The following is a 23,275-nucleotide window of genomic DNA, read 5'->3' on the forward strand; positions in this document are numbered from 1 at the left end:
GAGGTCTATCATGACTGACTCATCCCCATTTGTTCTGGACGTTTCGACATGTCTGCAGGGCGGCATGCCCGAGCAGTTCCGCAAGGTAGGCGATAGCCCTGTCCGCGTTGGTGTCGAGATGATTGGCATCGCCGCTGGCGAGGAGGTTGTCGTTGACGGCATTGTCACGAACCTCGGCAGTGGTGTCATGGTTGACGCGACTGTGACTGCCAAGGCCACCGGCGAGTGCGTGCGCTGCCTAGCCCCGCTGAATCCGGAGCTCAGCTTCCACATTTCGGCTGTGTTTTCCAACAACGAGGACTTCATCACAGGCGACGATGCCGAGGAAGAAGACCTTGAGGACGAAGTTGGCCAGATCGTCGACAATACGGTGGATATCACTCAAGCCGTCATCGATGAGGCGGGCTTGAATCTGCCCTTCAATCCGACCTGTCTGGATTTCGATTCCAGCTGTGCTGAGTCGGACTCGGAAGTGCCCGAACCAGACGGCATCTCGGGTGAAGAGGAGCGCATTGATCCGCGTTGGGCTGGCCTGGCGGAAAAGTTTGGCTCGCTCGGCGACGAGAAGTAATCGACGACGACTTAGACTAAGACTTTAAAGGAGATATAACGGATGAGCCGCAAGCGTCGGCTAACCGGTGAGGCGGCTAGAAAGGCGGCTTTCGAGGCCGTCGATCACGCCCCGCTGCTGGAAAAACTCGGTGTTGAGCTACCAGAGGAGTCCCTGAAGCTCGCTCTGACCCACCGCAGTTTCGCGAATGAAAATGGCATGCTGACCAATAACGAGCGGCTAGAGTTCCTGGGCGACGCCGTGCTGGGCATGTGCGTTGCTGAAGAACTCTACCGTCGCTTCCCGGATCGCGCTGAGCAGGATATTTCCAAGATGCGCGCAGGTGTCGTGAATATGTACGCGCTGGCTGACCTGGCTCGCAGTATCGGACTGGGGGAGCACATTCTCCTCGGCCGCGGTGAGAAGGCCACCGGTGGCGCGGATAAGCACTCGATTCTCGCGGACACCACCGAGGCGCTGCTGGGTGCTATTTACCTGCAGCATGGCTTCGAGGTTGCCCGCGAGACCGTGCTTCGCCTGTTCAACCAGATGATTGACGATGCCCCGACTGAGTCCCGCGGCCGTGACTGGAAGACGCTGCTGCAGGAACGCCTGGCGGCCAAGCAACTACCGGCTGCTGAGTACACCGTGCGCACCACCGGCCCCGACCATGACCTAACTTTCTACGTCGACGTGCTGGTTGACGGCGTGGTTAAGGGCAGCGGTACCGGCGCCACGAAGAAGGAAGCTGAAATGCACGCCGCGCATCAGGCGCATACCGCACTGGCCTAATGCCCGAGCTTCCTGAAGTCGAGTCCGTACGCCGCGGTCTCGACACTTACGTCGTCGGTGGCCGCATCGACGATTCCTTCGTCTACAACGCTCGTGCCGTGCGGCGCCAACCCGGTGGCGCCGCGGAGTTTATCGGTCGTACGCGCGGGCGGACGGTTGTCGCTACGGATCGTCGTGGCAAGTTCATGTGGCTCACGCTTGACGACGACTCCGCAATCGCCATCCACCTGGGCATGAGCGGCCAATTGCGCGTGGAAGCTCCGTACCCTCCCGATACGCTGCCTGGCCGTCACACCCGAGCCGCTTTCGACATCGCCCTGCCGGACGGCGCTCGGCACCTAATCAACTTCAACGATCAGCGCACCTTTGGTTGGGTCTGGGCCTGTGAAATGGTCGAATCCCACGGTCGCTTTGTTCCGGAACCCGCAGCCAAGATCGCGCCCGATCTATTGGAGCCAACTGTCGATGTGGTTGCACTTGCACACCGCATGATGAAGTCGCGTTCGCCGATTAAGGCCGTATTGCTCAACCAGAACATTGTGTCGGGTATCGGTAACATCTATGCCGACGAAATGCTTTGGGCAGCGAAGGTCGATGGGCGCGTGCCGGCGTGTGACCTTTCGGTCCGTCGTTTAGCGAAACTTTTGCGCGAGGGGCAAGCGGTACTTCAGCGGGCGCTAGCGGCGGGTGGCACGAGCTTCGATGCGTTATATGTGCATGTCAACGGCGAAAGTGGCTATTTCGAGCGGAGCTTGAACGCCTATGGCCAAGCGGGGGAGCCGTGCTCGAGGTGTGGGCGCGCAATTGTCCGTCTGCCATTTGGGAATAGATCGAGTTATCTGTGTCCCACCTGTCAGCGCTAGAATTTCCTTATGAGCTTCATGGAACAAGCGACCGATTGGGTCAACGCCTGGAATGACAAGTACTGGCTGTTCATGATTCTGCTACTCAGCGGTGCAGGCCTGTACTTCTGCTGGCGGACCATTGTGGTGCAGCTCCGGTACATCCCGGAGATGTTCAAGGCAATTACCGAAAAGCCGTCTGACATCTCCGAGGGGGTCAAGGGCATCTCGGCCTTTAAGGCCTTCACAATCTCTGCTGCCTCGCGTGTCGGTACCGGTAACGTCGCAGGTGTGGCGGTGGCAATCACTACGGGTGGGCCAGGTGCCGTGTTTTGGATGTGGCTGCTCGCTGCGATTGGCGGTGCTACCAGCTTCGTGGAGTCGACGCTGGCGCAGCTGTACAAGGTGCGGGCTAAGGACTCTTACCGAGGAGGGCCCGCGTACTACATCACCAAGGGGCTGGGAGAGAACTGGCGCTGGATGGCGTCGCTCTTCGTCATCGCTATCACGGTGACCTACGGTTTTGTGTTCAATGCGGTGCAGTCCAACTCAATCACGGCGGCTGTGGCTGAGTCGACTGGTCAGGGAACGCCGATCTTTAAATTCTGCGTCGGCATTGTGCTGGCAATCTTGGCCGGCGTCATCATCTTCGGTGGTGTGCAGCGCATTTCGGCGGTGACGCAAATTGTCGTACCGATCATGGCCGTGGCCTACATCATCCTCGGTCTGATTGTGCTGGCTCTCAATATCACTGAAGTGCCGGGCATGATCAAGCTCATCTTCGAGCACGCCTTCGGTATCCGTGAGATCGCTGGTGCCGCTGTCGGTACCGCCATGATGCAGGGTATTCGCCGTGGTCTGTTCTCCAACGAGGCCGGTATGGGTTCCACACCAAATGCGGCGGCTACGGCGTCGGTGTCGCACCCGGTCAAACAGGGCCTCATCCAGACGATGGGCGTCTACTTCGACACCTGGGTCGTCTGTACTATCACCGCAGTTATCATCCTGTTGTCCGATCCGACCTTCGGCGGCGATGCGGAGGGCACCGCGTTAACTCAGGCTGCGCTGTCGGCGCAGGTGGGTACGTGGGCCATCCACGCGGTCACGGTTATCATCTTCTTCCTCGCGTTCTCCTCGCTGGTGGGTAACTACTACTACGCCGAGGCGAATATCCCGTTCCTGTCAAAGAGCAAGGCTGTCCTGAACACCGTGCGTGTCCTGGTCATCCTGTGCGTGATTGGCGGAGCTGTCGGTTCCGTGCCGCTCGTCTGGTCGCTTGCAGATACTTTCTCCGCACTCATGGCCACCATCAATATCATCGCCATTCTCCCGCTGGGTGGCGTCGCTGTCGCCCTGCTGAAGAACTACTCCGAGCAGAAGTCCAAGGGGCTCAATCCGGTATTCCACCGCGATGATCTGCCAAACCTCCGCGGCCACGACAAGATCGAGTGCTGGGACGGTTCCGACCCGATGACAGTGCGTGAGTCCGATGTCGCTTAACGACGTCCGCCTCACCGCGTGGGTACACGGTCGTGTTCAAGGTGTCGGTTTTCGCTGGTACACCCGCGCGACGGCTCTGGAGTTGGGGTTGGTTGGTTATGCCCAGAACTACCCGGATGGTCGGGTGTTAGTTGTTGCTGAAGGGCCACGGGCAGACTGTGAGAGTTTGCTCGCTTGGCTTGAGGGGCCGAATACTCCGGGCGATGTGACGGCAGTGGTGCCGTTATGGCAGGAACCGAAGGGGGCATTGAGCACGTTTGACCGTCGTTAAGGGGTGCCAACTGCCTTCCTCCCCCCCCCCCCATGTCGGTGTAGGAATCCGAAAAATTCGAAAACGTTCTATCCCTCGCTCTGCGCCATTGTTTTTACGCAGTTAGCGGGGGATTTTTCGTGTCTTGAGGTAGTCGATTGGTGCGTTGTAGAGGTCTCAGAGCGCTAAAAACCTACGCAACCGGGAAAAAGAATACGTAAATACGGAAGTCGGGTGGTTTAAGTTAATAACTACCTACTGACAGACAGGGGAGGCACATATGACGCCTGAAGAAGTAATTGCACAGTCGGGAAACTCAGCGTGGATGCTGATTTCGGCTTCGTTGGTTTTGCTGATGACACCGGCGCTCGCGCTGTTCTATGGCGGCATGTCGCGACAGAAGTCGGTGCTCAACATGATGATGATGAGTTTTGGTGCGGTCGGCGTTGTCGGTGCCATTTACGTGCTGTGGGGCTGGTCGATGTCCTACGGATCGCAGTCGATCGGTGGTGTTTTTGCCAACCCATTCGAGTTCTTCGGTCTGCGTAACTCGATTACGGATGGTGACGGCAACTACATCGCAGGTGCGAACGGGTACCCGAACATCATCGACATCGGGTTCCAGCTCACGTTCTGCTCTATCTCGGTGGCGCTGATTTCCGGTGCGCTGGCTGAACGTGTGAAGTTCTCCACCTGGTTGATCTTCGTCGGCTTCTGGACGACGCTGGTGTACTTCCCAATGGCCTTCATGGTCTGGGGCGGTGGCCTGCTGAGCCACTCGGCAGAGGGGCTGTCGGCAAAGCTGTTCGGTACCGCTGACGGTGAAGCATTGATCGCTCCAATTGACTTCGCTGGCGGTACGGTTGTGCACATTGCTGCTGGTACTGCCGCTTTGGTGCTGGCGATTATCGTCGGTAAGCGCAAGTCCATCGATGGCAGCCAGCATCGCCCGCACAATCTGCCACTCGTCATGCTGGGTGCTGCACTGCTGTGGTTCGGCTGGTTCGGCTTCAACGGCGGTTCGGCATTTGCGGCCGACGGTGTCGCTGGTCTGGCATGGCTGAATACGACGGTGGCAGCGTGCGTGGGTATGCTCGGCTGGATTTCACTCGAGCGTATTCGTGATGGACATCCCACCTCGCTGGGCGCCGCTTCGGGTGTCATCGCAGGGCTTGTGACTATTACTCCGGCCGCAGGAGATATGAACCCAGTGACCTCGATCATTCTGGGCTATATCGGCGGTGCGCTGGGTTGCTGGGGAGTGGGCTTAAAGTACAAATTCAACTTCGATGACACCCTGGATGTGGTTGGTCTGCATTTGGTCGCAGCTATGTGGGGAACGATTGGTGTCGGTCTGCTGGCCAACGACCGAGGGCTGCTTACCGGCGGTGGCATCGACGGCCTGAAGTTGTTTGCCATCCAGGTCATTATTGCTGTCATCGCAGCTGTGTTCTCGGGCGTGCTGACGTACATCATTGCCCGAGTCCTGAAGGTAACCGTCGGTTGGCGTATTCACGGCGAGCAGGAACATTCTGGTATCGACGTCGCTCAGCATGGTGAGTCGGCCTACACGTCAGCCAAGCAGGCGGCTGTGTAAACAACGCCGTGTAAACAATTTTGTGTAACAGGGGGCGTGCTTGGGGTAATTCAGCTCCAAACCGTAACTACGGGTAAGATATTGCTCCATGTATTTGAAATCGCTGACTCTGAAGGGCTTTAAATCCTTCGCTTCGGCGACGACGATGAAATTTGAGCCCGGCATCTGCGCAGTTGTCGGCCCGAACGGATCCGGAAAGTCGAATGTCGTCGATGCACTCGCGTGGGTCATGGGCGAGCACTCCGCCAAGACCCTTCGCGGCGGCAAAATGGAAGATGTCATCTTCGCGGGAACCTCCGGGCGAAAGCCCTTGGGGCGCGCGGAGGTCACTCTTACCATCGACAATTCCGATGGGGCACTTCCCATTCAATATAAGGAAGTCTCTGTCACGCGTCGCATGTACCGCGACGGCGCAAGTGAGTACGAAATCAACGGTTCTCGCGTCCGCCTCATGGACGTACAGGAACTCCTCAGCGACACCGGCATTGGCCGCGAGATGCACATCATCGTCGGCCAGGGCCGGCTTTCGCAGATTCTGGAGTCGCGGCCAGAGGAGCGTCGTGCGTTTATCGAAGAAGCAGCGGGTGTGCTCAAGCACCGCCGCCGCAAGGAGAAAGCGCAGCGCAAACTCCAGTCGATGCAGGCTAACCTCGACCGTCTGCAGGATCTGACAGGTGAGCTTTCCCGTCAGCTCAAACCGCTGAAGCGTCAGGCTGAGGCCGCCTCTCGCGCCCAGACTGTGCAGGCAGACCTGCGCGACGCCAAGTTGCGTTTGGCTGCCGCGGACTTCGTGGATTTGCAGGACAGCCTCAATGACATTGCTGGTCAAGCCAAGCTCATTGAGGAAAAGGTGGAGGCCGCCACGGAGCGAGCCGAGATTGCCGCTGAGCGCACTGCAGAACTCGAAGCCGAACTGGAGGACATCACTCCAGCTGCCGATGCTGCCCGTGACCTTTGGTTCCGTCTCTCCGCACTCGGTGAGCGTATTCAAGCGACGGCCCGCATCGCCGCCGATCGTGCGGCCGACCACTCCGTCGCTCCGTGGGTAGGCCCAGACCCGGACTTCCTGGAGCAGCGTGCCGACGATGCCGCCACCGAAGAGGCCACGCTCGCTGAGGCTGAGGCAGAGGCCCGTGAAAAACTGGAGGAAATCCGCGGAACGCTCTTCGACGCCGAGGAGACTTTCCGCGAAGCCGAAGCGGAGCACCTCGCGGCCGTTCGCGCAATCGCCGACCGTCGCGAAGGCGTGGTTCGTCTCATTTCCGCAGAAGAATCTCTGCGCACCCGCTTGGAAGCCGCCGAGGCCGAAGCTGCACGCCTTGCCGAGCAAACCAATGAGGCCGACGAACGCCGTGCCGATGCCACTGAAGCTGTGGAAAACGCCGCGCAGGAGCTAGCCGAGGCAGAATTCGAAGGTCCCGAGCTGCAGAGTGCTTATGAACAGGCCAACCGGGAAGCAGAGCTGGCCTCTACACGGTTGAAAGAACTCCGCGCTGACGAGCGCGACCTCGAGCGCAGCGTCTCAGGTCTTTCCGCCCGCATCGAAGCTCTGGAGACCGCCCGCACCGCCGCTGCCAACGACGGCACCGCGTGGCTACGTGAAAAGCACGAGCTCGGCGTTCTCTCTGAAGTCATCGATGTCGACGCTGGCTGGGAAAAAGCGCTCACTGCCGCCCTCGGCGCGGCCGCCGAAGCACTGGTCAGCGAGGGCAGTGGAGATTCGCTTATCGACGAGCTTGTGGCCGCGGGCAAGGGTAGTGCCGTCGTTATCAATTCTGCGGATGCATCCGACTCCTGGCGCTTGGACATCACTCTACCCGCACAGGCATCCTGGCTGCTCGATCATGTGACAGTGCCCGCGGAGCTTTCAGGTTCGTTGACCTCTCTGCTCGTTGACATCGTGGCCTGCGACGACGAGCACGTCGCCCGTGAGCTGGTGACCCAGGATACTCGACTGCGCGTTGTTGACCGCGATGGTGTGCTGCGTGGCTCCGGTTGGGTAGCTGGCGGTGCTGGTGGCACTGCATCAGGTGTGGAAATCGCCGCCGACATTGCTAAGACTCGCGAAGAACTAGCAGAAGCACAGGTGCGTTTGAGTGACCTCGGTGGTGTGCTCTCCGGTGCACAGGCCGAAGAAGAGGACCGCCGCACGGACGCGGCGGCCGCCCGTGCTGCGCTGCGTGAACATCAGAGTCGTATGAAGGTCCTCACGGATGCCCGAACTCGGGCCACAGCGCAGCTGTCCGGCGTGGTGCATGATGCCGAACGCGCTGAGCAGCGCGGAGCCGAAGCCGCGGACCGAGTAACGAAGCTCCAGAAGGAGTTGGCGGAGGTCGCAGACCGCTTAGCTCGCGTTGACCGTGACCCCGAGGAGGGGGAACCGTCGACAAGCGAACGTGACCGTGCCTCGGAGGCGCTGACGGCTGTGCGCGCCATGGAAACAGAGGCGCGTCTGTCGCTGCGTACGGCAGAGGAGCGACTGTCGAGTGTACGAGGCAAGGCCGAGCGGCTCCGTCGCCAGGCTGCATCGGAGCGCGTAGCGAAGGCCCGCCATGAGCAGGCGCAGATGGCGAAGGTTGCCCAGCGCGAATTGGCAGAAGTCGTCGCGGAGCTGGCTGAGGATTTGCATGCGAAGGTCAACGTGTCGTTGGCGCGGGCAGAGGCCGATCGCGACGATGCCGAGGCGCAGAAGAAGACGGTGTCGCAGGCACTATCAGCGGCCCGGACGGAGGCAAATACGGCGCAACGTGAGCTGGCACAGCTAACGGATTCCGCGCACCAGGGCGACATCGCCCGTGCGCAGGCGCAGGTCCGCGTGACCGAGGCTGCAGAGCGCATCGTCGACCAGTTGGGGCTGTCTGTCGATGACCTGCTCGCGGACTTTGCTCCTGATGAGAACTTCGACCGCGCAGCCGTGACGAAGCAGCTCAAACAGGCGGAGAAGGATCTGCGTGTGCTCGGCCGCGTCAACCCGTTGGCGCTGGAGGAGTATAAGGCGATGGAGGAGCGCTACTCTTTCCTATCCACGCAGCTCGATGATGTCCTCAAGGCCCGCCAGGACCTCACCGATGTTGTCGAGGAAGTCGATGCCACGATCCTGCAGCTCTTCACAGACGCGTGGAACGATGTCGAGGCAGAATTCCCCGCAGTCTTTCAAACGCTTTTCCCGGGCGGCGACGGACGACTGGTTCTCACCGAGCCGGACAACCTGCTCACGACAGGTATCGAGGTTGAAGCCCGCCCGCCGGGCAAAAAGGTTAAGCGGCTGTCGTTGCTCTCCGGCGGCGAGAAGTCGCTGACGGCGCTGGCAATGCTCGTCGCTATTTTCCGCGCGCGCCCGAGTCCCTTTTACGTACTCGACGAGGTGGAAGCCGCGCTTGACGACGTTAACCTGCGTCGCCTTATTGCGCTGCTCGAGGAACTCCGCGCGACCAGTCAGCTGATTGTCATTACGCACCAGAAGCCAACAATGGACGTTGCGAATGTGCTCTACGGCGTGACCATGCGGGGCGATGGTGTGACTCGAGTAATCTCGCAGCGAATGTCACCGGCATCCGCAACTCCGTCGACAGGAGCGGAGTAAGCGCGGAGTAAGTGAGGAAGAGTCGTTGATACTGCATAATGAGAGTTATGACTCCAACTCAGTGGATACTCCTTGTCGTCGCGATTGTCGTTATTATCGCGCTGCTCTTTGTTGTGGGCTATGTCCGCAGGAAGAACCAGCGCATTTCCTTTGCGAAGGAAGATACTAAGGAACTCACCCAGCAGGAGAAGTCTGGAAATTACCAGGCCACTAGTGGTTTTAACTTCGCTCCGGCCGGTGGTGGGACTGATACCCGCGAGAAGCAGCCGGTTGAAAAACCGATGCCGAAACCGGCGGAAAAGCCGATTGAAAAGCAGGCCCCGGAGCCAGAGGAAAAGCAGGCTGATATACCTGCCGATCAGCCGGACGGTTCACTGCTGAAACCAGAAGGTCGACTGGTTATTCCGGATAACCCCACCGAAATGGAGGGGGATTATGACCGCGTAATGCGGGAAATCCCAATCGATTTGCCAACGGCCGGGGAAGAGGAATCAGAGCCCGAGCCGGAACCACAACCAGAGCCCGAAGCAGAGCCTGAGGTAGAGGTAGTTCCTGCTCCTGAACCGGAGCTGGAGCCGGAGCCGACTCCCGAACCAGAACCGACGCCAGAGCCGGAGCCGGAAGCTGCGCCGGAGCCGACGCCAGAGCCAGAAGCAGAACAGCAGATTGACTCCATCGACCCGGCTGAGGGACGTCTGGGCCGCCTGCGCGGTCGTCTGTCACGGTCGCAGAATGCAATTGGCCAGTCTGTGCTCGGCATCTTGGGCGCGGGTGACCTTGATGAGGACGCGTGGGAAGAGGTTGAAGACATCCTGGTTATGGCTGACCTCGGTGCGGCTGCGACGCAGCGTGTCGTCGATAAGCTGCGCGAGCGTATTGCCAGCCAGAAGGTGAGCACGGAAGAGCAAGTGCGCGCCCTGCTGCGTGAGGTGTTGATTGAGGAGTGCAAGCCTGAGATGGACCGCTCCATCCGCGCACTTCCGCACGAGGGCAAGCCCGCAGTGATTCTGGTAGTCGGTGTCAACGGCACAGGTAAGACCACGACGACGGGCAAGCTGGCTCGTGTACTGGTCGCCGGTGGCCACCGTGTTGTTCTCGGCGCAGCGGATACCTTCCGTGCTGCTGCAGCCGACCAGCTGGAGACCTGGGGGCGACGCGTTGGCGCGGAGACCGTTCGCGGCGCTGAAGGCGCCGATCCTGCTTCTATTGCATTTGAGGCAGTTGCTCACGGTATCGAGTCCGGCGCTGATGTGGTGCTCATCGACACCGCCGGCCGCCTGCACACCAAGGTCGGTCTGATGGACCAACTGGACAAGATTAAGCGCGTGGTGGAGAAGAAGGCTCAGGTTGACGAAGTCATCCTGGTTTTGGACGCGACGGTTGGCCAAAATGGTCTACTGCAAGCTCGTACGTTCCGGGATGTAGTAGACATCACCGGCGTTGCCCTGACCAAGCTGGACGGTACCGCGAAGGGCGGCATTGTATTCCAGGTGCAAAACGAGCTCGGTGTGCCGGTGAAGTTGGTTGGCCTTGGTGAAGGTGCTGACCACCTGGCGCCGTTTGAGCCGGAGAGCTTCGTAGACGCACTGCTCGGCGGCCGCAAATAGTAACTAACATCGATGAGTGAATTTTCCATCGATTGGTGAGTACAGCGTCGCCCGTTGCCCCCGGCAAAAATAAAGGCCTCGGAGCCACCGCGTAGATTTCTGTAGAGGATACGCGGGGCTCCGGGGCCTTTAATGTTGAGGTGCTAGGAATCTAGCGGAGAGTTGTGCTAGGAATCCTTAGAATTCTTGCGTGCGAGGCGGGTAGCTGCCACGCCACCGACCAAGAGTGCAAGAGCGGCACCGCCGAGGGCAGTCGCCTGAACACCAGTGACTGCTAGCCCAGTGTTCTTGGTCCCGGTTTTCTTACCGTCATTCTTAGGGTTGTCGGGCTTGTCGCCTGGTTTTTCCTCCCCAGGATTCTCGTCCTCCCCGGGCTGTTCGTCACCTGGGTTTTCATCGTCGCCCGGAGCGTCATCGCCTGGGTTCTCATCGTCGCCCGGAGTTTCGTCATCGGAGGTCGGACAGTAGCCGTAGACTCCGGTTGCCGGGTCGATCTTGCTCATATCACGCGGGGAACCGTCGGGGCACGTTGCGGTGTCATCAACTCCCGGCGGAATTCCGTCATTTTCTGGGGCATCTTCATCAGGCTCCGGAGTTGGGCCGGAATCATCTGAAGTGCCACAAGCACCGTAAGCCCCGGTTGCCGGGTCAATCTTACTCATGTCACGCGGGGAACCGTCGGGACAGGTCTGGGTGTCCTCAACGCCCGGTGGAATGCCATCGTTCGATGAACCTCCTGGATCCGGATTTGCAGCGTCATCTACACACTGGAAAGTACCGCCAACATTTTCAAAATGTTGACCGGCGGGGCATTCCGACGGGGCGGGGTCAGGAATCTGTGCGGTGGCGGCGCCAACGCCGATGAGCATGCCGGCTGAAGCGGCAGCGGCCACCATGGTCGAAGAGAGCTTCTTCATTTGGAAACCTCACAATGTCTATAGGAAAGCCCTGCAATCAAAGGACTTAAGGGGGAACACTGTTCACACTTTTGATTCGAATAACTAATTACAGTCTTTGGTGGTATGGGTTTGGGAAGGGGGGGGTAAAGAGAAATTGTTGACTTGTCCAAACCCCAGTAAGGGGAAGTGGGAACTTATATTTACAACGCTGAGTGTGTACACCCGTTGTGGGTAGGGCGTTTATAGAACCAGTCACTGTCGACTCGGTAGGGGGCTTTTCTGTCTTCGCTAGCGAAGCGTGGTACCTGATTGTGTCGGGTGGTGAAAGGTGGATGGGGCGTAGAGGTTCGGTAAAAAATCGGTGCCTGTGAGGTTTTATGCTTCGGGCTATAGGAGCTATGACTTTTCGGAGGTATGGCGCACAAAAATGCTCCCGATGCTAAATAGGCATCAGGAGCATTTTATGTTTCGTTACCGGGGTAGAACCCCAAGCTTCTTAGCGGTTCTTGCGGGCGATGCGGGTAGCGGCGACACCGCCGACAAGGAGAACCAGAGCGGCTCCGCCCAGGGTGGTGGCGTCAACGCCGGTGGCTGCCAGGCCAGTGCTCTGAGTCGAAGAAGCCTTCTTGGACTCCGAGGTATTCTGCTCAGACTTCTTGGAGTCCGAAACCTTCTTTACATTCTCGGAAGAGGTCGTCTTCTTGGACTCGGAAGCCTTCTTCTCGGCCTTTTCCTTGGCCTTCTTCTCTTCCTTCGTGCACTTGTTTTCGTTCTTGCACTCAGCAGAGATCTTGATGTCAACGTTTACCTTGACATCCTTGCCGTCCTTGCCCGGCTTACCGTCCTTGCCTGGCTTACCGTCCTTACCGTCCTTGCCGTCCTTGCCTGGCTTACCGTCCTTGCCGTCTTTGCCGTCCTTACCCGGCTTACCCGGCTTCTCGTCGTCCTTGCCTGGCTTGTCAGCGTCCGGCTTGTCCGCGCCTGGTTTGTCAGTGTCCGGCTTCGCCTCGTCCTTGACGCAGACACCGAAGACGTTCGGGTTGCCTGGGACTGGCTTGCTCATGTCGAAGTGCTCGCCCTCCGGGCACTGCTTATCAGAAATGCCTGGGTTTCCCAGGTCGCCCGGCTGGGACTCATTGTCGCCCGGTGTTTCGGGCTTAGGGGCCTCCTGGTCCGCGACGCACTGGAAGGTTCCGCCGACGTTCTCAAAGTGCTGGCCGTCTGGGCACTTGTCCGGCATTGGGGCCGGAATTCCGTCAGTGGAATCCTGCTCAGGCTGGTCTGCGACGCACTGGAAAGTGCCTCCGACGTTCTCAAAGTGCTGGCCGGCGGGGCACTCGGTCGGCATTGAGTCCGGAATCTGTGCAGTAGCGGTGCCTGCGCTTGCAATCATGCTCGCGGAGAAGGCAGCGGCGGCGATAGCCGTGGTGAACTTCTTCATGAAAACCTCTCAAGGAGTCAAACGGTCAGAGACCAATGAATATGATTTCGCCGTTCATCCCTCATCGTGCACGGCGGAAAACAAAACCAGGCCAACTGCGGTTAACTAGGTTCATGATTAACCATAAACTGGTTGATATATGAACGGTATTGGAGGTAGTTATAGGAATAACATCAGGTGCGCAGTGGCGTGCTTTGACCTGCTGCAATGCCGCCGGTTTGCTATTTGGCTTACACCATTCCGGGGGAGGTTCTTACTAAGGGTGGCCTTAGCAAAAGCTAGCCACTGGCGTTATCTTTCTGTTACCTAGCTGGTGGTAACTGGGTTGGATAAACGTTCTTTATGCAGTAGGGCATTCATATCTGCAGGCTCGTTTAATTGTCACGTTAAAATAACGAACAGTAATCTAACGTCCTTGAGAATAAAAGAGCTTCATCCTATTGCTATTTTTTACTTCCTATTGGTTACACCCGAATCGGGGCATTTAGGGTGGGTGGGCTGCAATCGTTGTCGATAGGCGAAGCTGTAGATATGTGCCAAATGGAGTATCCAGCGGGTACGGTAGAACAGTTAAGAAAAAACAAGGCAAAAGGGGAGCTGGAAACTTGTTTGAGTCTCTTTCCGATCGTTTGACGGGTGCCCTGCGGGGGCTGGGCGGGAAGGGCCGCCTGACTGAGGCGGATATTAACGCCACCGCCCGCGAGATTCGGCTGGCTCTTCTGGAAGCCGATGTCTCCCTCGAGGTTGTCCGTACCTTCATCAAGCGCATCAAGGAACGCGCTAACGAAATTATTGGCAGCCAGACTGTCAACCCGGCAAACCAGATTATTGAGGTCGTCAATGAGGAACTGATTAACATCCTCGGTGGCGAGACTCGACGGCTGAGTATGTCGAAGCAGCCACCAACAGTTATCATGCTGGCCGGTCTGCAGGGCGCTGGTAAGACCACCTTGGCCGGTAAATTGGCCAGGTACCTCACGGATCAGGGGCACACCCCGGTCCTCGTCGCCTGTGACCTGCAGCGTCCAGGTGCGGTGCAGCAGCTGGAAATTGTCGCTGAGCGTGCAGGCGTGCCGTGCTTCGCACCGTTCCCGGGCACCAGCCTCGATTCCACCCATGAAATGGGCACCAGCGAGGACAACCCAGTTGACGCCGCGTTCCGTGGCCTCGCTTATGCTCGCCAGCATCGCCACGATGTGGTGATTATCGATACCGCAGGTCGCCTGGGTATCGATGAGGTTCTGATGAAGCAGGCTCGCGACATTCGCGATGCCATCAACCCGCATGAAGTTCTGTTTGTCATCGACTCCATGATTGGTCAGGATGCGGTAGAGACCGCCAAGGCCTTCCGAGACGGCGTTGACTTCACCGGCGTTGTACTGACCAAGCTCGATGGCGACGCGCGCGGTGGCGCTGCACTGTCTATCCGTGAGGTCACCGGTAAGCCGATTCTGTTCGCCTCCACGGGCGAGAAGTTGGAGGACTTTGACGTCTTCCACCCAGACCGTATGGCCAGCCGCATCCTGGGCATGGGTGACCTGAAGACGTTGGTTGAGGTCGCTTCCAAGGAAATCGATCATGAGCAGGCTGCCAAGTCCGCCCAGAAGATTGGTTCCGGCGAGCTGACTCTCGAGGACTTCCTCGAGCAGATGATGATGGTCCGCAAGATGGGCCCAATCGGCAACATCCTCAAGATGCTCCCCGGCGGCGCGGAAATGTCCAAGGCCGCGGAAATGGTCGACGAAAAGCAGCTTGACCGCATCGAGGCGATTATCCGCGGTATGACTCCGGAAGAGCGCGAGAATCCGAAGATTTTGAATGCTTCACGACGTCGTCGTATCGCCAACGGTTCCGGTGTGTCCGTTTCAGAGGTTAACCAGCTCATCGAGCGTTTCAATGAGGCGCGGAAGATGATGGCGCAGATGGCCGGCCGATTTGGTATGGGCGGTGGTCGCCCATCGAACCGCAAGGCCAAGCGTGGTCGAAAGGGCAAGGGCAAGAATAAGCGCAAGGGCGCTAACCGTGGTCCAACGCCGCCGAAGGCAATGCGCGGTGGCGGAATGCCCGGTATGCCTGGAATGCCAGGTATGCAGGGCATGCCGGGTATGCCTAGCATGGCTGAACTGCAGAAGCTGCAGAAGCAGATGGGTAATCAGCTGCCAGAAGGTATGGAGGACTTTGACCTCAACAATCTCGACTTCGGACAGGGCAAGAAGTAGCGGGGACTAGAAGTAGCTAGTCCCGCAGAGCCTTCTGAATCTGGCGGTCCATTTCAGGACTGAAAGTGGCCGCTAGTTCATCGGTGATGTGATTGCTGTCGCGGTAGACGTAGATATTGCCAATAACTTTACGGCAGGTGGTCGGACCGCAGAAGATGTCGGAGAAATCTAGACTGTGCCCGTTGGGGAAGTTCGCAAGAATCTCCTCAGCGGGATTTTCTGCATTTAGGGCAGTTTTGCGGTGGATAGTGCAGTCTTCTTCCGCTTCTTCGCATACGCTGGGGGAGAATTGGTCCAAGTCCTCCCGTAGCGCCCATGGGTTATCGCGGATGGCGAAGAAATCAATTCCGCGTTCTTGTAGAGCAGCGAAAAACGAAACGTAACCATCCGGTGTGTAGTCGCCCGGCTGCGGTGGGTCCGCCTGGAACAAGGGTCTGGTTGAAGTGGTGAAAACCATCTTTGGCTGAATCTCGTCAATTTTCTGCAGAGCCTCGAAAGTCCAGGCCACGCAGATATCGCCGACTCCGTGGATCGGTTCTAAGGTCGCTGGACAGCCTTGTCGGAGAAGAACCACCACTCGGTACCCGTTGTTTTTGCCGTAGGCATCAATCGGGGCAAACCAATGTTCCATGTGCGAGCCGCCGACGATGACAATCGATTCACTAGCATCTGGATCACCGTAGACACACGGCTGGGTCTCATCGCGCCAACGGCGATTCGGCGGGAAGTATCCGACGTCCTCACCGCCTGTCGCAAGGCAGCCATCGAGGGCAGGTTCCGGCCAAAGGTCCGTGATGAAATCGGTATTCGGCTTTGTGGCTGCCTTGGGGACCTCGTACCCGTCGGTAAGCGCGAGTGCACCTGGATAGACCTCTGGATCTAGGCTGGTGGCGGAGGCGCGATCGACGCGCACCTGTTGCACGTTGACAAGGCTGGACATGCCGACCAACGCAATGACGACAACAGTGCCGACTGCCGCTAGACGACGAGCCGGGCGACGATGCTTCATTGCGTGGATTGCATCGCCAACGACGGGCTGAGTCCGGGTCGGTCGGCGAGTCGATTGAGCCAGCGGCAGCTCGACATACTTGTTGGTGAGTTTGGCCAAAATAAAGGAAACGACGATCACTGTGGTGCCAAGTTTCAGCCCCGGAGTATCGCGGTTGAGGTAGTTTATGGCCAGGATGAGAAGAGGCCAGTGCCACAGGTAGAGCGCGTAGGCGCTCTGGCCTACTTCGCGCATTGGGCGGCTGGCCAGGAACTTGGAGATCCAGCCCGCCTCAGGGCCGGCGATAATAATCAGCGCAGCACCACCGAGGGGCCATAGGGTCCAAGGGCCTGGGAACTGTGCGGCGCCGTCGAAGATGAAACCGGTGGAGACTACCAGTGCGAGGCCGATGCTGGCTAACAGCACTCGAAGTGGCTTGGGCATGGGGATGGAGCCCCGGACAAGAATCAGTCCGAGTAGTGCGCCGAGGCAGAGCTCCCAGAGGCGGCTGACAGTGGAGTAGTAGTTCCAGCCCTGGTTTTCGGAGTGCATATAGAAGGCATAGGCAAGCGAGCCGAGAGTGATAACTGCCAGCAAAGGGGTGAGGATTCGGCGGAGTTTACCGCCGGTAGCGTCGGTGCGCTTCGCCTCCACCGGTGAGGTAACCGCGCCGACAATCTGGGGTGAGCGCGTCATCCAGGCGAGTAGGGAGATGAGCAAAATGGAGCCGAGATAAAACTGGCCCTGCACCGACATTGACCACAGGTGCTGCAGTGGGGAAGTTTCGCTCTCTGCGGCAGCGTAGTCCGAGCCCTGGAGTGCCAGTTCATAATTTTGGTAGTAGAGCAGGCTGGCGCGGAGTTGCTGGGCAATGTCGATGGTGCGAAGCGATGGAATGAAGTAAATGACAAACAGGGTTGTCGCGAAGAGGACCAGCACCAGTGTCGGGATTAGGCGACGCAGCGTGCGCCAGATACTCCACCACGGATTGATGGACTGCCTGGGGTTGATGGCATTGCGGTACTGCGCGCCGAAGAAGAAAAACCCGGAGAGCAAGAGGAATACGTCCACACCACCGGAAACGCGGCCGACGTAAACGTGGAAAAGGACTACGAGGGCAATCGAAATGCCCCGTAGTCCGTCCAAGTCATACCTATATTGGGTGCCGGTGGTTTTCATAGAATGTTACGTTACCGCACTGTCAACGACGTTCAGCATTAGTGGGTATGCAGCGTTTCGAGTGCGCAGTTTTGTTAATTTCCAAAAACTGCTGGTAACATACCTCGAGTTGTCTCAATGAGAATCCTCAGCTGAGGCACGACTGCGAATTCATCGGATCCGGCCACGGCCGCCCGGTGGTCACGCGCAGTGTAAATATCCCAAGGGCAAAACCGGTCCGAGGCACTTCGTTAGTAATTACTCGTGAGCTCGGATGCATAAGTATTGTCCAGTGACATAGAAGAAAGAGGAACTCCTCATGGCAGTCAAGATTAAGCTGCAGCGCCTGGGTAAGATTCGTACTGCTCAGTACCGCGTCGTCGTTGCTGATGCTCGTACCCGTCGCAACGGTGCGGTCATTGAGAACCTGGGCATCTACCAGCCGAAGGAAGAGCCGTCGATCATCAAGATTGACTCCGAGCGCGTTCAGTACTGGCTGGGCGTCGGTGCACAGCCGACCGAGCCGGTTCTGGCTCTGCTGAAGGTCACCGGCGACTGGCAGAAGTTCAAGGGCCTCGAGGGTGCAGAGGGCACTCTGAAGGTTGCTGAGCCGAAGCCGACCAAGCTCGAGCTGTTCAACAAGGCTCTGGAAGAGGCCAACAATGGCCCGTCCGCTGAGGCCATCACCGCTAAGCGCCGCGAGGCCAAGGAAGCAGCTAAGGAAGCTGAGGAGGCCGCAAAGGCTGCCGAGGCTGAGGCTGCTGAGTCCGAGGCTTCCGAGGACGCCGAGTAATAAGGACGCTGAGTACGCCGCTTAGCTAATCCGGGCGCTACCTTATACTTCAAGACGAAGTGTTGGGTGGCGCCTTTTTGCTTTACGCGGGGTGTTTTACAGAGCCTTTATAAGAGAGGGAGTGTGCGCGTGTCGGTAGCTGACATGGTGCTTATTGGCCGAGTGATCAAGCCCCACGGTGTGCGCGGGGAAGTCGTCGTCGATGCGACAACGGATGACCCGGAAGGGCGTTTCGCAGTCGGGGCCACGCTGTTGGGTGTACAGGCCGGCCGTGAGGAACAGCTGACTGTGAAAACGGCACGCCCGCACCAGGGGCGTTTGCTGATTCGCTTCGAGGAGATTCCGGGCCGCAATGAGGCCGAGCGTCATCGGGGTATGAAGTTTTATGCCGAGCCCGTCTTCGAAGACGAGGACTTTTATGACTTTGAACTTGAAGGCCTGCGCGTAGTCCATAACGGCACCGATATAGGCGAGGTCACTTCTATCGTCCGCGCGCCCGCTCATCGTCTCCTTGAAGTCACGCTTGACGACGGGGCCCGGGAGGTACTCATCCCTCTGGTAGAGGAAATCGTTCCGGAAGTTGACCTTGAGAATTCTACTGTCACCATCACCCCGCCGGAAGGACTGTTGGAGCTGTGAGCTTACGTCTCGATGTAGTCACAATCTTCCCGGAGTACCTCGAGCCACTGCGTCATGCGTTGCTGGGCAAGGCAATTGAGCAGGGCATTTTGAGCGTCGGCGTACACAACCTGCGCGACTGGGCGCCAGGTGTACACCAGGCCGTGGATGACTCACCCTACGGCGGTGGCCCCGGCATGGTTATGAAGCCGGATGTCTGGGGCCCCGCCCTCGACGAGGTAGCGACGCTGAAAGCGGAGCAGTCGCTCACGTCCGCGGTGCCACATTTGGACAATGTCCGCCATGATCAGAAACTGGGTTTGGCCGAGGAATCTTCCTATGCTGCAGCGGAAGTGCCGTCGTTAAGCGAAGAAGATTCAGCGAAGCCCCTGCTGATCGTCCCGACCCCGGCGGGCGAGCCGTTTACGCAGCAGATGGCGCAGGAGTTCTCACACGAGGAGCACATTGTGTTCGCGTGCGGGCGCTACGAGGGCATTGACCAGCGCGTTATTGATGACGCTGCTAATCGTTACCGCGTGCGTGAGGTCTCTATTGGGGACTATGTGCTGATCGGCGGGGAAGTGGCGGTGCTCGTGATTGCGGAGTCCGTCGTGCGGTTGATTCCGGGTGTGTTGGGCAATCGCAAAAGCCACGAGGAGGACTCTTTCTCTGACGGTCTGCTCGAAGGGCCGTCCTACACCAAGCCGCGCGAGTGGCGTGGACTGGCAGTGCCGGACGTTCTCCTCAGCGGCAATCACGCGCTGGTGGACCGTTGGCGGCGCGACCAGTCACTCATCCGCACGGCCGAACGTCGTCCCGATTTGCTTGCCGACGTCGACCTCAGCGCCCGTGACCGGGAAATAATCCAAGGAGTCATTGGGGAAGTAACCGAGGAGAACTGCTAGTGGCACGTGTTCGAATTGCGCGACCTCGGCACGTCATTGGTTGGTTAGCTGTCCTAGGTGCACTGGCGTGGTTCACTCAGACGCAGCTGGCGGGGAGCGTGGATCAGTCGTTTGCGGGCTGGGTCAGTGACCTGCATGGGGCGCGGGATGGCCGCGTCGATAGTTTGATGCTGGCTTTGAGCGAGATTATCCGGCCGATTTACATCGCGCCGGTCACGCTTGTTGCTGCGGCACTCCTGTGGTTCCGCTTCCGTGCGTGGGCGTTGCTACTGCCGGCGTCATTCGGTTCGTCGATTGCGGTGACTTATGCCATGAAGTGGTTTTTGGACCGCGACCGACCGGGTGAGGAGTTCTCGCTGGTCAACCTACATGACGCGGCGTTTCCTTCTGCACATGTGGCAGCGGTTACTTCCAGCGGTATGGCCGCGATGCAGCTTGCCATCCCCGTATTGCGCCGTACAGCCCGCAAGTTGCTCGACTTGGCCATCATCGCGCTTATCGGCGCTGTGGCACTGTCGCGCGTGTGGGTCGGGGCACACTGGCTCACCGATGTTATCGGCGGCCTCATCGCCGGAGTTATCGGCTTAGCAGTTGCGCTGCTAGTTCTTAGGAGATGGCCACGAGCACGGCGCTACGCGCTGCCTTAGTCTCCTCGTAGAAGGCCACGAGTTCGCGGTACCGCTGTGTCGCAGTGGCTTCGTCGATAAGCGAACCATTGTCCGTGATGCGGGCGGCAAGATCGATGCTTGCCAGCGTCTGGTGCACGTCGCCGACGCGATCGGCGCGGATGACTGCAGACAGCGGCTTGCGGCAGACGCGGTCGGCGCCGAGGATGGCCTCCGCCAGCGGGTCGCCGAGTGCCTGGCCGTCGATGGGATTGCCGGTCAACGTGCGCAGCAGGGACTCCCAGTCCGTGTCGATGTCCAGGGCATCTTCGTCCGGAACGTCGACGAAGTGCTGCAGGATAATCTTCTCCGCGCCGTCGGTAACAAGCCCCGCCGTGCCGCCGTCGCTGGTCGCCGCAGGTGCTGCGACCTCAACTAACCGCGCTGCCTCCTCATCGGAAATGCGCAGGTATTCGGCACAGAGTTTCTGCTTCATGGGGCTCCTTTTCCGGTGTTTACTGCGAGCCTTCTGTGGGGCGTTCGCCAATTGGTACTTCCACGATAGTAAAGTTGCCCGGGTGATTTCATCAGTAATTGCCCGAGAACTCGCCGCCACTGGTGCGGACGTTGCCGAAAGTGCCGTCGCCGCCGCTATCAAGCTTCTCGACGAAGGCAACACCGTGCCTTTCATCGCCCGCTATCGCAAGGAAGTAACCGGCGGGCTCGATGACACACAGCTGCGTTTCATCGAGGAACGCGTCGTTTACCTGCGCGAACTAGAAGAGCGCAAGCAAACGATTCTCGCCGCCATTGAAGAGCAGGGAAAGCTTAACGACGATCTCAAGGCCGCCATCCTCGCCTGCGACACTAAGGCGCGGTTGGAGGATCTCTACCTGCCGTACAAGAAGAAGCGCAAGACCAAGGCCGATATTGCACGTGAGGCCGGGTACGAACCGCTGGTGGAGGAGCTGCTGGCCGACCCAGCCGCGGACCCCGAGACTCTGGCCACTAAGTACGGCGAGGCAGCTGGTAAGGATGCGAAGGACGCTCTGACCGGTGCCCGTGCCATCTTGGTCGATCGCTTCGCTACCGATGCTGATTTGGTTGGCTCTGTCCGTGAGCAGGTGTGGTCCTCCGGTTCCGCCGCCGCTGCCGTGGTGGAGGGCAAGGAGACTGCGGGTGCGAAGTACCGTGACTACTTCGAGCACAACGAACCTCTGGACACCATGCCTAGCCACCGCGTGTTGGCCGTGCTGCGCGGTGAGGCCGAGGGCATCCTGACGCTCAACATCGATGCGGGTGAGGATGAGACCTACGAGCACATGATCCGTGAGGCCTTTGAGCTTCCCGACGGCGGTACCTCCAAGTGGATTGACCAGGCCGTTCGTTTCGGTTGGCGCACCAAGTTGGAGGTGTCCGCTGCCCTCGATGCCCGCACTCGACTGAAGGAGCGCGCCGAGGCCGAAGCCGTGGATGTCTTCGCCCGTAACCTGCGTGACCTGCTGCTGGCCGCACCGGCTGGCCAGCGCGCCACTCTCGGCCTGGACCCGGGATACCGCAATGGTGTTAAGTGCGCCGTTGTCGACTCCACTGGCAAGGTGCTCGACACTGCCATCGTCTACCCGCACCAGCCGCGCAATGACTGGTCCGGCGCCAAGGAGCAACTGGCCACTCTCTGCGCCACGCACCGCGTGGAGCTCATGGCCATCGGCAACGGCACCGCTTCCCGCGAGACCGAAACCCTGGCCCGCGAAATCGCTGACCTGATAGCTCAGGCCGGTGGCAAGAAGCCGACCCCTGTGGTGGTTTCTGAGGCCGGTGCTTCCGTCTACTCCGCATCGTCCCTGGCAGCAGCTGAGTTCCCGGACATGGATGTATCTCTCCGCGGTGCCGTATCGATTGCCCGCCGCCTGCAGGACCCGCTTGCTGAGCTCGTCAAAATCGATCCGAAGTCCATCGGTGTCGGCCAGTACCAGCACGACGTTTCCCAGACCAAGCTCGAGCACTCTCTCGATGCCGTGGTCGAGGATGCCGTCAACGCTGTCGGCGTGGAGGTCAACACCGCCTCTGCGCCGCTGCTCGGTCGCGTTGCTGGCGTGTCCTCGACTGTTGCGGACAACATCGTCGCTTACCGAGACGAAAACGGCGCTTTCACCTCCCGCAAGGAGCTGCTGAAGGTTCCGCGTCTTGGCCCGAAGGCCTTCGAGCAGTGCGCCGGCTTCCTTCGCATCCACGGCGCTAACAACCCGCTGGATGCCTCCGCCGTGCACCCGGAGTCCTACCGCGTCGTCGATGCCATCGCCGCTTCGACCGGCGTTAGTGTCCAGGAGCTCATCGGCAACTCCCGTGTCCTGTCCAAGGTGCGTGCTGCAGACTTCGTCGACGAGTCCGCAGGTATCGGCCTGCCCACCGTCCAGGACATCTTGACCGAGCTGGACAAGCCCGGCCGCGATCCGCGTCCCGAGTTCGTCACCGCCACCTTCAAGGAAGGCGTGGAGAAGGTCTCCGATCTTCAGCCCGGCATGATTCTCGAGGGCACCGTCACCAACGTCGCGGCCTTCGGCGCCTTCGTCGACGTCGGAGTCCACCAGGACGGCCTCGTCCACGTCTCCAACATGGCCCGCGGTTTCGTCTCCGACCCGCACGAGGTCGTCCGCTCGGGCGAGGTGGTCAAGGTGAAGGTTCTCGACGTTGACGTCGAACGCAACCGCATCGGTCTATCGCTCAGGCTTGACGACGACGCCTCGGATGCCAAGCCAAAGCGTGACGGCGGTCGCGGAGAAGGCAGTGGAGGCGGCCGAAAGCGTGGTTCCCAGAATAAGAAGCGCGGTGGAGCCAACCGCGGTGGAGGCGGCGGTTCCATGGCTGACGCGCTGCGCAGGGCAGGCTTTTAGCTCCTGATCTGTTAGCGCTTGATTTATTAGCGCA

18 protein-coding genes are annotated in these 23,275 nt (G+C 59.3%); 14 read left to right on the forward strand and 4 right to left on the reverse strand.

What is annotated here, in order from left to right; genetic code table 11:
* The first annotated feature begins 10 nt into the window (after positions 1-10).
* The 8 genes from HMPREF2878_RS04800 (at position 11) to ftsY (ending at position 10,721) form a co-directional block, all read left to right on the forward strand.
* Positions 11-571, forward strand: a complete 561-nt coding sequence (locus tag HMPREF2878_RS04800) for a YceD family protein (protein WP_048735478.1) — start codon at positions 11-13, stop codon at positions 569-571.
* 42 nt (positions 572-613) lie between these two features.
* Positions 614-1,342 carry a ribonuclease III gene (rnc, locus tag HMPREF2878_RS04805; protein ID WP_038628630.1) on the forward strand — a complete coding sequence of 243 codons (729 nt, stop codon included), beginning with the start codon at positions 614-616 and terminating at the stop codon, positions 1,340-1,342.
* The gene (gene mutM, locus HMPREF2878_RS04810) at positions 1,342-2,205 is read left to right on the forward strand and encodes a bifunctional DNA-formamidopyrimidine glycosylase/DNA-(apurinic or apyrimidinic site) lyase (protein ID WP_070652928.1); all 864 of its coding nucleotides are present in this window, start codon (positions 1,342-1,344) and stop codon (positions 2,203-2,205) included. The genes rnc and mutM overlap by 1 nt, the downstream gene beginning before the upstream one ends.
* A gap of 18 nt (positions 2,206-2,223) precedes the next feature.
* Positions 2,224-3,684 (forward strand): alanine/glycine:cation symporter family protein, encoded by a 1,461-nt coding sequence (locus tag HMPREF2878_RS04815; RefSeq protein ID WP_070652969.1) that lies wholly within the window; start codon positions 2,224-2,226, stop codon positions 3,682-3,684.
* Positions 3,674-3,955 (forward strand): acylphosphatase, encoded by a 282-nt coding sequence (locus HMPREF2878_RS04820; protein WP_069358780.1) that lies wholly within the window; start codon positions 3,674-3,676, stop codon positions 3,953-3,955. The genes HMPREF2878_RS04815 and HMPREF2878_RS04820 overlap by 11 nt, the downstream gene beginning before the upstream one ends.
* Before the next feature lie 259 nt (positions 3,956-4,214).
* Entirely contained in the window at positions 4,215-5,531 is a 1,317-nt protein-coding gene (locus HMPREF2878_RS04825) for an ammonium transporter (RefSeq protein WP_070652929.1), read from the forward strand.
* 88 nt (positions 5,532-5,619) lie between these two features.
* A complete protein-coding gene (gene smc, locus HMPREF2878_RS04830) occupies positions 5,620-9,114 on the forward strand; it encodes a chromosome segregation protein SMC (RefSeq protein ID WP_070652930.1) in 3,495 nt (1,164 codons plus the stop codon).
* A gap of 47 nt (positions 9,115-9,161) precedes the next feature.
* Positions 9,162-10,721 (forward strand): signal recognition particle-docking protein FtsY, encoded by a 1,560-nt coding sequence (ftsY, locus tag HMPREF2878_RS04835; protein ID WP_049171536.1) that lies wholly within the window; start codon positions 9,162-9,164, stop codon positions 10,719-10,721.
* A gap of 167 nt (positions 10,722-10,888) precedes the next feature.
* Here ftsY and HMPREF2878_RS04840 read toward each other — a convergent pair whose 3' ends face one another.
* Positions 10,889-11,638: an intestinal mucin gene (locus tag HMPREF2878_RS04840; RefSeq protein ID WP_070652931.1), complete on the reverse strand. Its 750-nt coding sequence runs from the start codon at positions 11,636-11,638 to the stop codon at positions 10,889-10,891.
* Positions 11,639-12,116: 478 nt separating this feature from the next.
* A complete protein-coding gene (locus HMPREF2878_RS11260) occupies positions 12,117-13,061 on the reverse strand; it encodes a hypothetical protein (RefSeq protein WP_070652932.1) in 945 nt (314 codons plus the stop codon).
* A 605-nt stretch (positions 13,062-13,666) separates the two neighbouring features.
* On the opposite strand from HMPREF2878_RS11260, the gene ffh reads away from it, so the two are divergent.
* A complete protein-coding gene (ffh, locus tag HMPREF2878_RS04850) occupies positions 13,667-15,280 on the forward strand; it encodes a signal recognition particle protein (protein WP_070652933.1) in 1,614 nt (537 codons plus the stop codon).
* A gap of 16 nt (positions 15,281-15,296) precedes the next feature.
* Here ffh and HMPREF2878_RS04855 read toward each other — a convergent pair whose 3' ends face one another.
* A complete protein-coding gene (locus HMPREF2878_RS04855; protein ID WP_070652934.1) occupies positions 15,297-17,447 on the reverse strand; it encodes an acyltransferase family protein in 2,151 nt (716 codons plus the stop codon).
* Between the two features lie 298 nt (positions 17,448-17,745).
* Here HMPREF2878_RS04855 and rpsP point away from each other — a divergent pair, with 298 nt between their 5' ends.
* The 4 genes from rpsP (at position 17,746) to HMPREF2878_RS04875 (ending at position 20,389) form a co-directional block, all read left to right on the forward strand.
* The gene (gene rpsP, locus HMPREF2878_RS04860; RefSeq protein WP_070652935.1) at positions 17,746-18,219 is read left to right on the forward strand and encodes a 30S ribosomal protein S16; all 474 of its coding nucleotides are present in this window, start codon (positions 17,746-17,748) and stop codon (positions 18,217-18,219) included.
* A 144-nt stretch (positions 18,220-18,363) separates the two neighbouring features.
* Positions 18,364-18,858, forward strand: a complete 495-nt coding sequence (gene rimM / locus HMPREF2878_RS04865) for a ribosome maturation factor RimM (protein WP_070652970.1) — start codon at positions 18,364-18,366, stop codon at positions 18,856-18,858.
* Complete coding sequence (trmD, locus tag HMPREF2878_RS04870) at positions 18,855-19,742, forward strand: tRNA (guanosine(37)-N1)-methyltransferase TrmD (RefSeq protein WP_070652936.1); 888 nt, start codon at positions 18,855-18,857, stop codon at positions 19,740-19,742. Before rimM ends, trmD begins: the two co-directional genes overlap by 4 nt.
* Positions 19,742-20,389, forward strand: coding sequence for a phosphatase PAP2 family protein (locus tag HMPREF2878_RS04875; protein ID WP_070546686.1), 648 nt, complete (start codon positions 19,742-19,744; stop codon positions 20,387-20,389). Before trmD ends, HMPREF2878_RS04875 begins: the two co-directional genes overlap by 1 nt.
* On the opposite strand, the gene HMPREF2878_RS04880 is transcribed toward HMPREF2878_RS04875, so the two are convergent.
* The gene (locus tag HMPREF2878_RS04880; protein ID WP_049171521.1) at positions 20,349-20,843 is read right to left on the reverse strand and encodes a DUF1877 family protein; all 495 of its coding nucleotides are present in this window, start codon (positions 20,841-20,843) and stop codon (positions 20,349-20,351) included. The genes HMPREF2878_RS04875 and HMPREF2878_RS04880 overlap by 41 nt on opposite strands.
* 82 nt (positions 20,844-20,925) lie before the next feature.
* Between HMPREF2878_RS04880 and HMPREF2878_RS04885 the strand changes: the two genes are divergently transcribed.
* On the forward strand, positions 20,926-23,241 hold the full coding sequence (locus HMPREF2878_RS04885; protein ID WP_070652937.1) for a Tex family protein: 2,316 nt from the start codon (positions 20,926-20,928) through the stop codon (positions 23,239-23,241).
* Positions 23,242-23,275 lie beyond the last annotated feature (34 nt).

Source organism: Corynebacterium sp. HMSC065H09 (assembly GCF_001812845.1).
GTDB classification, from domain to species: domain Bacteria; phylum Actinomycetota; class Actinomycetes; order Mycobacteriales; family Mycobacteriaceae; genus Corynebacterium; species Corynebacterium jeikeium_D.

Coding starts and splice junctions, on each gene's coding strand:
- HMPREF2878_RS04800 (WP_048735478.1), top strand. CDS start 11: ATGACTGACTCATCCCCATTTGTTCTGGACGTTTCGACATGTCTGCAG.
- rnc (WP_038628630.1), top strand. CDS start 614: ATGAGCCGCAAGCGTCGGCTAACCGGTGAGGCGGCTAGAAAGGCGGCT.
- mutM (WP_070652928.1), top strand. CDS start 1,342: ATGCCCGAGCTTCCTGAAGTCGAGTCCGTACGCCGCGGTCTCGACACT.
- HMPREF2878_RS04815 (WP_070652969.1), top strand. CDS start 2,224: ATGGAACAAGCGACCGATTGGGTCAACGCCTGGAATGACAAGTACTGG.
- HMPREF2878_RS04820 (WP_069358780.1), top strand. CDS start 3,674: ATGTCGCTTAACGACGTCCGCCTCACCGCGTGGGTACACGGTCGTGTT.
- HMPREF2878_RS04825 (WP_070652929.1), top strand. CDS start 4,215: ATGACGCCTGAAGAAGTAATTGCACAGTCGGGAAACTCAGCGTGGATG.
- smc (WP_070652930.1), top strand. CDS start 5,620: ATGTATTTGAAATCGCTGACTCTGAAGGGCTTTAAATCCTTCGCTTCG.
- ftsY (WP_049171536.1), top strand. CDS start 9,162: ATGACTCCAACTCAGTGGATACTCCTTGTCGTCGCGATTGTCGTTATT.
- HMPREF2878_RS04840 (WP_070652931.1), bottom strand. CDS start 11,638: ATGAAGAAGCTCTCTTCGACCATGGTGGCCGCTGCCGCTTCAGCCGGC.
- HMPREF2878_RS11260 (WP_070652932.1), bottom strand. CDS start 13,061: ATGAAGAAGTTCACCACGGCTATCGCCGCCGCTGCCTTCTCCGCGAGC.
- HMPREF2878_RS04855 (WP_070652934.1), bottom strand. CDS start 17,447: ATGAAAACCACCGGCACCCAATATAGGTATGACTTGGACGGACTACGG.
- rpsP (WP_070652935.1), top strand. CDS start 17,746: ATGGCAGTCAAGATTAAGCTGCAGCGCCTGGGTAAGATTCGTACTGCT.
- rimM (WP_070652970.1), top strand. CDS start 18,364: ATGGTGCTTATTGGCCGAGTGATCAAGCCCCACGGTGTGCGCGGGGAA.
- HMPREF2878_RS04880 (WP_049171521.1), bottom strand. CDS start 20,843: ATGAAGCAGAAACTCTGTGCCGAATACCTGCGCATTTCCGATGAGGAG.